This window comes from Clostridia bacterium (assembly GCA_019683875.1).
Taxonomy (GTDB): Bacteria; Bacillota; Sulfobacillia; order RBS10-35; family Bu92; genus Bu92.
Window position 1 is genome coordinate 1 of sequence record JADGHN010000085.1, and the last position, 7,526, is coordinate 7,526.

Genomic DNA, 7,526 nt, shown 5'->3' on the forward strand with positions numbered 1-7,526 from the left:
CGCGGGCGCCGGCGGGGGGCCCCGGCGCGGCGGGCGGCGGGGGGGGGGGCCCCCCCGCCCCCCCCCCCCCCCGCCCGCCCCGGCCGCGACGTCGCCGCGCTTGCCCCACGTAAGGAGCCCCGCGGTGGACATCTTGCCTCAGCTCTTCCTGGACGGTCTCGTCGTCGGGTTCGTGTACGCGCTCATCGCCGTCGGGTACACCATGGTCTACGGCGTGCTTGAACTGATCAACTTCGCGCACGGCGACATCTTCATGGTGGGCGCGTTCGTCGGCACGGAGGTCCTCGTGGCGCTGGGCCGCTGGGGTCTGGGCGCCGGGGCGAATCCGTGGCTGGCGCTGATCCTGGCGCTGATTCCGGCCATGGCGGTGGCCGCGGCACTCGGCGTCGCCGTCGAGCGGTTCGCCTACCGGCCGCTGCGGCGGTCGCCGCGGCTCATCATTCTGATTTCGGCCATCGGCGTCTCGTTCATCATCGAGGACCTGGTCCGCCTCATCGAAACGATTCATCAAGGGAAGTTCGTGCTCCCCGTGCCGAACGTGTTCCCGGGCGTGCATCACTTCCACGTGCCCGGGTGGGCGAGCGCGCTGGCAATCAAGACGAATTCCCTCGTGGTGGTGGGCGCGGCCGTTCTGATGATGATCGGCCTGACGCTGTTCGTCTCCCGCACGCGGGCCGGCCGCGCCATGCGCGCCGTCGCGGAGGACCCGACGACCGCCGCCCTTCAGGGCGTGGACGTCGACCGCATCATCGCCCTGACGTTTCTGATCGGCTCCGCGATGGGCGGCGCCGCCGGCGTGCTCTTCGCCACACAGTACACGACGATCACGCCGTACATCGGCTTTCTCGTCGGCATCAAGGCCTTCACCGCCGCCGTGGTCGGCGGCATCGGCAACATTCCCGGGTCGTTTCTGGGGGGCATCCTGCTCGGCGTTCTGGAGCAGGTGGGCGGCGGCTTCGTCGGGGCCAAGTTTCAGAACGTGTTCGCGTTCTGCATCCTCGTCGCGGTGTTGGTCTTCAAGCCGTCGGGCCTGCTCGGCGAGAAGGTACAGGAGAAGGTGTAGCGATGGCGACTCTCCAGCGATTCGTGGGCCCTCTCTGGCTGCGGCTGCCCGGCGGCCGCGAGGCGCAGCTCGTGCTCGTCGCGGCGTACCTCGCGTTCACGGTGACGCTCCTCCTCCTGTTCCCGCGGTCGATCATCGCGTTCTTGCTGTATCTGGCGAATCTCCTCGTCATCTTCGGCGCGCGGGCCGTGCCGGGGAGCTGGCAGGCGGCCATTGCCGCCTTGGAGACGCTCGTGGTCTTTCCGGCCGTGGCCGCGAGCAACCCCTTCTTCATGGGCGTCGGCACCACGGTGGCGATCTACGTGGCCCTCGCGCTCGGGCTGAACATCGTGATCGGCTACGCGGGTCTCCTGGACCTGGGCTACGTGGCGTTCTACGCGACGGGCGCGTACCTGTGGGCGATCTTCTCCACCGGGAAGGCCGCCGAGTTTCTTTCCTTCGTCCACGGGCCGCTCAGCGGCGCGTGGTTCTGGCCGTTCGTGGTGTTCGGCCTGCTGTCCGCGGCGCTCATGGGGGTGCTCCTGGGCATCCCAGTGCTGCGGCTGCACGGGGACTACCTCGCGATCGTCACGCTCGGCTTCGGCGAGATCATCCGCATCCTGGCCGCCGGCCTGAACTCCATTACGAACGGCGCCGTGGGCCTGCCCGGCGTGGCCGCGCCGGCCATCGGCTCGCGGCAGCTGGGCGCGGCCGTGGACTATTACTTCATCACGCTCGTCATCGTGGGGCTGATCGTCTGGGTGACGATGCGCCTTGAGGGATCGCGGATCGGGCGCGCGTGGGCGGCCATCCGCGAGGACGAGACGGCCGCGCGCGCGATGGGCGTGCCGTTGACGCGCGCGAAGCTTTTGGCCTTCGCGTGCGGCGCTTCCTTCGCCGGCATGATGGGCGTGATCTTCGCGGCGAAGCAGTCGTACGTCGACCCGACCTCGTTCACGTTCATGGAGTCGATCGGCGTCGTGTCGATGATCGTGCTCGGCGGCATGGGCGGGATTCCCGGGGTGGCGCTCGGCGCGGCGATCGTGACGCTTCTCAACGTCCAGGTGCTCGGCGGCATTTCGGACTTCATCAACTCGGTGGGCGCGCGTTGGGGCATTCAGATCCCGCCGGCGCTCAACCCGTCGCAGTACCATCAGCTGATTTTCGGCATCATCCTGGTCCTCATGGCGATCTGGCGGCCCGAGGGGCTCATCCCGGCGCGCCGCCGCCACGTGAACGTCGAAGAGGGCGCAGCGCGCCCGGCGGCTTCGGGAGGTGAGCCGGCGTGACGTCCAGCGTCGCGGTCGAGGCGGCGGGCGTCATCCTCAAGGCGCGCCAGGTGACGAAGCGCTTCGGCGGCCTCGTCGCCGTGGATCGCGTGGACCTGCGCATCGAGGCCGGGCGCGTGCACAGCCTCATCGGCCCGAACGGCGCCGGCAAGACGACGCTCTTCAACATGATCACCGGCATCTACCGGCCGGACGCGGGGGATATCGTCTTCCGCGGCCGCAGCATCGCCGGATTGCCCCCGGAGAAGGTGGCGGAGCGGGGCATCAGCCGGACGTTCCAGAACATCCGGCTGTTCAAGGAACTCACCGCCGTGGAGAACGTCCTCATCGGCATGCACCAGTACCTGCGCGCCAACCTGTTCGACGTGGTGCTGGGGACGCGGCGCGCTTACGAGGAAGAGCGGCGCGCGCAGACAGAGGCGCTTGAGCTGCTGGAGGCCGTGGGCCTCGGCGGCCTGGGCAACGAGCTGGCGAAGAACCTGCCCTACGGCCACCAGCGGCGGCTGGAGATCGCGCGCGCCCTCGCGGTGCGGCCGGCGCTGCTGCTGCTCGACGAGCCGGCCGCCGGCATGAACCCCCGCGAGACCGAGGCCGTCATGGAGCTGATCGACGCGCTCCGGCGGGAGCGCGGCCTGACGATCCTGCTCATCGAACACGACATGAAGGTCGTCATGGGCATTTCCGACGTCGTGACGGTGCTCGACCACGGCGCAAAGATCGCGGAGGGGCCGCCGGAGGCCATCCGGCGCGACCCGCGCGTGATCGAAGCGTACCTGGGAAAGGCGGTGGAGCGGTGAGCGAAACCGTCATCGAGCTCGAAGGCGTGCGCGCGTTCTACGGGTCGGTGGAGGCCCTGAAGGGCGTGTCGCTCCGCGTGTCGCGGGGAGAGGTCGTCACGCTCATCGGCGCGAACGGCGCCGGAAAGTCCACCACGCTGCGTGTCATCTCGGGCATCGTGCGGCCGAGGCACGGCGCCGTGCGGATTCTCGGGCAGGACACCCGCGGTTGGCCGCCGCATCGGACGGCGGCGCTGGGCGTGGCGCACGTGCCCGAGGGGCGGCGCGTCTTCGCGCGGCTCACGGTGGAGGAAAATCTTCAGCTCGGCGCCTGCCTCGTCCGGGACGTGAGAGAGATCGCGCGCCGCATGGCGTACGTCTTCGAGCTCTTCCCGCGGCTGAAGGAACGGCGCGCGCAGAAGGCCGGCACCATGTCCGGCGGAGAGCAGCAGATGCTGGCCATCGGCCGCGCCCTCATGTCGAATCCGCAGGTCATCCTCCTCGACGAGCCTTCGATGGGCCTCGCGCCGGTGCTCGTCGAGCAGATCTTCGCCACCATCGCGGAACTGAACCGGGAGGGCCTCACGGTGCTTCTGGTGGAGCAGAACGCGCACCAGGCGCTCCACGTGGCGCACCGGGGGTATGTGCTGCAGACGGGGCGGATCGTCCTCTCCGGCGATGCCGGCACGCTGCTGGCGAACCCGGACGTGCGGGAGGCGTACCTGGGGGCCTGAGGCCCGGACAGGACCGGGCGAGCGCCGCGGGGGCGCGCGGCCGCGGCGTCCGAACAGCGCGAAAGAGCCCGGGGGCGCTCCCCGCCCCCGGGCTCCGCGTTTCGGCGGCGGCGCTCAGGCGCGCCGCGCCGGAACTCACGCCATGAGCCAGATGAACCGGGCCAGCACGACGGCGGCCAGCACCCAGAGGACCCAGTGCACCTCGCGGGCGCGTCCGGTCACGAGCTTCATCAGCGGATAGAGCAGCAGGCCCGCCGAGACGCCGTTCGCAATGCTGTAGGTGAACGGCATGAGGACGATCGTCAGGAACGCCGGCAGCGCCACCGTGAAGTCCTCGAAGTCGATCCCCTTCACCGCCGCCATCATGAGCACGCCCACGATGACGAGCGCGGGTGCCGTGGCCGCGTCCGGGATGATGCCGGCCACGGGCGCGAAGAAGACGGCGAGCAGGAACAGCACACCGACGACGACCGCCGTCAGGCCGGTGCGGCCGCCGGCGGCGATGCCGGTCGCGCTTTCGATGTAGGCCGTGATCGTGCTCGTGCCGAGGACGGCGCCGCCGGTGACGGCCGCCGCGTCCACGGCGAGGGCGCGGCCGACGCGCGGGAAGGAGCCGGAGTCGTCGATGAGCCCGGCCCGCTGCGCCGTCCCGACGATCGTGCCGAGCGAATCGAAGAGCTCGACGAACGTGAACGTGAAGATCACGGTGAGGAGTCCCATCTTGAGCGCGCCCAGGATGTCGAGCTGGCCCACGATCGTCTGGTCGAAGTGGGGCACCTGAAGGAGCTTGAAGTGCGAGAGATCCGTGACGCCGAACGGCACGCCGATGAGCATCGTGCCGAGAATGCCGAGGAGCACCGCGCCCCGCACGCGCAGCGCCATCAGAATGCCGATCAGGACGATGCCCAGGATGGCCACGAGCGTGTCCGGCTTGAGGATGTCGCCCATCGCGATCACCGTGTCGAGCGGCGTCGCGACCGCGTTGCCGTGACCGGCCTCGACGGCCTTCAGCGTGTCCGGCGTCAGGGAAAGGACGACCGTCATGATGCCGGTCAGCTTCAGCCCGATCAGGGTGATGAAGAGCCCGATGCCGACCGTGATCGCGTGCTTGAGGCTGCTGGGGATGGCCTCGATGATGAGCTGGCGCACGCGGGTTACGGTGAGCAGCAGGAAAATGATGCCCGAGATGAACACCGCGCCGAGCGCCGTCTGCCACGGAATGCCCATGCCCAGCACCACGGTGAACGTGTAGAAGGCGTTCAAGCCCATGCCGGGCGCCAAAGCGATCGGGTAGTTGACGAACAGGCCCATGGCGAGGGTGGCGAGGCCGGCGCCGACGGCCGTCGCGAAGAACACCCCGTCGCGCGGCACGCCGGCGATCGACAGGATGCTCGGGTTGACGAACAGGATGTAGGCCATCGCCATGAACGTCGAGAGGCCGGCGACGACTTCCGTGCGCACGTCCGAGCCGTGCTTCCTCAGCTGAAACCACCGCTCCAGCACGCGACCGCCTCCTTGTTTCCGAACATTATGTGAATCCGCAGAGCTGGACCTTCCGGCCCCAGCGTGCGCGATCACCACGATTTGATGCTAGGATGGCGGCCGATGCCTGTCAACGGAAATGTCGAATAAAGAAAGTCGTGTTTGGCGAGAATGTTCGGAATCTGGTCGGCGCCTTTTGCCAAGAGGGGAATCAAGGCAGGTGTAGAACCGTACTGCTTACAGTCGGCAGGGTCCGCGTGGACGCCGAAGCGAGGAAAGGTGGGGCGGCATGGCGGAGATTGTCGAGCTGCGGGACAGCACCTTCGCCGAGGAGGTCTACCACTCCGACCGAGCCACGCTGGTCGAATTCTGGGCACCCTGGTGCAAGCCGTGCATGTTCCTCAACCCCGTCCTCGAAGAGGTGGCAGGGGAGCTTGGCGGCACCGTCAAGATCCTCAAGCTGAACGTTGACGAGAACCCGATGGCCGCGACTCTCTACGGCGTTCGCAGCGTGCCGACGATGATCCTGTTCCGGCAAGAGGACGAGCTCGACAAGATCACGGGCTTCGTCTCGAAGAACGAGCTTCTCCGGCGCATCCGGCTGGCGTTGCGCCACGCGGACGGCCCGCCGGACGGTCCGGCGGACGATTCGCAGCACCCGGACCATCCCTGACCCGAGGCGGCAAACCCGCCTCGTTTTCTTTCGAATGGATCATCGGGCTGGGGGCCTCCGGGCCCCTGTGTCCAACGAGAGCCGCGGAGAAGGGAGCCTTGACCCATGAGCGTCGACGGACAGGGCCGCGCGGACCCGGCCCGCTTGCAGGAGGCCATCGAGGCGCTGCGCGGGCTCGTCGCGCGCAAGCCCCGCGATCTCGCCGCGCGCCGCGCGCTGGCGGCCGCGCTTCTGGAAGCCGGCCAGCCGGGCGAAGCCCGCGACCAGCTCCGCGCCTGCGAGAAGATGGCCCCCAAGGACGATCTCATCCTCTACCTGTTGGGCGTAGCCGAGGCGGAGGCCGGCGACATCGACGCCGCCATCGCGGCGTGGCGCCGGATCGTGCGGCGCCGGCCCTCGCACGCCGGCGCGCACTACATGCTCGGCCGGGCGTACGCGAGCAAGGGCATGTGGGACGCGGCCACGCACCATCTGGGCCTCGCCGCCCAGCACGGGGACGACGCCGAGACCTCGCCGCAGGCCCAACCGGGCCAGGTCGTGCAGATGGCGCTCGAGGCCCTGGCGGAGGTACACCTCGCGCGCGGCCACGCGGACCAGGCGATCGCTGCCTGGCAGCGCATGTTGGAACGGGATCCGGGACAGGTCATGGCGCTGAACAATCTCGTCGCCGCGCACCTGTCCGCCGGGCGCCTCGAGGAGGCGGAGGCGTACGCCGAACGGGCGCGGGCGGCCGGCGCGGACAACGCCGCCTTCCACTACAATCTGGGGCAGATCGCCCTGCGCAAGGGCGACGCCCTCGCGGCCGCGGCCCACTTCGCGGAAGCCGCGCGGCGCGATCCCAAGGACGCCTCGCTGCGCGTCAACCTGGGCGACGCGTGGGCGCGCGCCGGCCGGCGAGCGGAGGCGCGCGCCGCCTGGGAGGAGGCGCTGCGCCTGGAGCCCGGCCACCCGGACGCGCACTTCAACCTGGGCGTGGAGGCGGCGCGGGACGGCGACGTCGACGGCGCGCTCGCGCATTGGTCGGCCGTTGTGGAACGGGTTCCCCAGTTCTCGCCGGCCTGGGCGCACCAGGTGGACCTCCTCCTCGCGCGCGGGCGCGACTCCGACGCGCTGGACGTGGCCGAGCGCTGGACGCGCGCCCGCCCGCGCGACGCCTGGGCATGGCAGGCGCTGGCCTGGGTCAGGCTGGCATTGGGGCACGGACCCAGGGCGGGCGCCGCCATCCGCCAGGCGGAGTCGCTGGCGCCCGGGCACCCGCGGCTGTCTCTGCTCAAGTGCGCGTCGGACGCGGCTGCGGGTCGCCTCGCGGAAGCGGCCGCCCACCTCGCGCGGGCGCCCGAGCCGGAGAGCCTCTGGCCGGGCGAGCGGGCCGTGCTCGCGCGCCTCGGGCTGGAGCGGCTGGCGGCGGCCCCGGTCGAGGACGAGGCATCTGCCGCGCGCGTCCGGCGTTGGCTGGACGGTTGGAAGGGAAGGACCTGAACCGTGTCAAGCCGTTCCTCGGAATTGTTCGCACGCGCCCAGCGCGTCATC

At 70.1% G+C, this 7,526-nt stretch carries 7 protein-coding genes; 6 read left to right on the forward strand and 1 reads right to left on the reverse strand.

Features of this window, described 5'->3' with window-relative positions:
- Window positions 1-124: 124 nt before the first annotated feature.
- Genes IRZ18_07325 through IRZ18_07340 form a run of 4 tightly spaced genes read left to right on the forward strand, consistent with a single transcriptional unit; the run spans window position 125 to window position 3,841 of the window.
- A complete protein-coding gene (locus IRZ18_07325; protein ID MBX5476912.1) occupies window positions 125-1,063 on the forward strand; it encodes a branched-chain amino acid ABC transporter permease in 939 nt (312 codons plus the stop codon).
- A 2-nt stretch (window positions 1,064-1,065) separates the two neighbouring features.
- On the forward strand, window positions 1,066-2,331 hold the full coding sequence (locus IRZ18_07330; protein MBX5476913.1) for a branched-chain amino acid ABC transporter permease: 1,266 nt from the start codon (window positions 1,066-1,068) through the stop codon (window positions 2,329-2,331).
- Between the two features lie 32 nt (window positions 2,332-2,363).
- Window positions 2,364-3,128 carry an ABC transporter ATP-binding protein gene (locus IRZ18_07335; protein ID MBX5476914.1) on the forward strand — a complete coding sequence of 255 codons (765 nt, stop codon included), beginning with the start codon at window positions 2,364-2,366 and terminating at the stop codon, window positions 3,126-3,128.
- Window positions 3,125-3,841 carry an ABC transporter ATP-binding protein gene (locus IRZ18_07340; GenBank protein MBX5476915.1) on the forward strand — a complete coding sequence of 239 codons (717 nt, stop codon included), beginning with the start codon at window positions 3,125-3,127 and terminating at the stop codon, window positions 3,839-3,841. The genes IRZ18_07335 and IRZ18_07340 overlap by 4 nt, the downstream gene beginning before the upstream one ends.
- Window positions 3,842-3,976: 135 nt before the next feature.
- Here the strand turns inward: IRZ18_07340 and IRZ18_07345 are convergent, their stop codons facing one another.
- Window positions 3,977-5,344, reverse strand: a complete 1,368-nt coding sequence (locus IRZ18_07345; GenBank protein MBX5476916.1) for an NCS2 family permease — start codon at window positions 5,342-5,344, stop codon at window positions 3,977-3,979.
- Between the two features lie 268 nt (window positions 5,345-5,612).
- On the opposite strand from IRZ18_07345, the gene trxA reads away from it, so the two are divergent.
- The gene (gene trxA, locus IRZ18_07350; GenBank protein ID MBX5476917.1) at window positions 5,613-5,996 is read left to right on the forward strand and encodes a thioredoxin; all 384 of its coding nucleotides are present in this window, start codon (window positions 5,613-5,615) and stop codon (window positions 5,994-5,996) included.
- 105 nt (window positions 5,997-6,101) lie between these two features.
- Entirely contained in the window at window positions 6,102-7,475 is a 1,374-nt protein-coding gene (locus tag IRZ18_07355; protein ID MBX5476918.1) for a tetratricopeptide repeat protein, read from the forward strand.
- The last annotated feature ends 51 nt before the right edge of the window (window positions 7,476-7,526 follow it).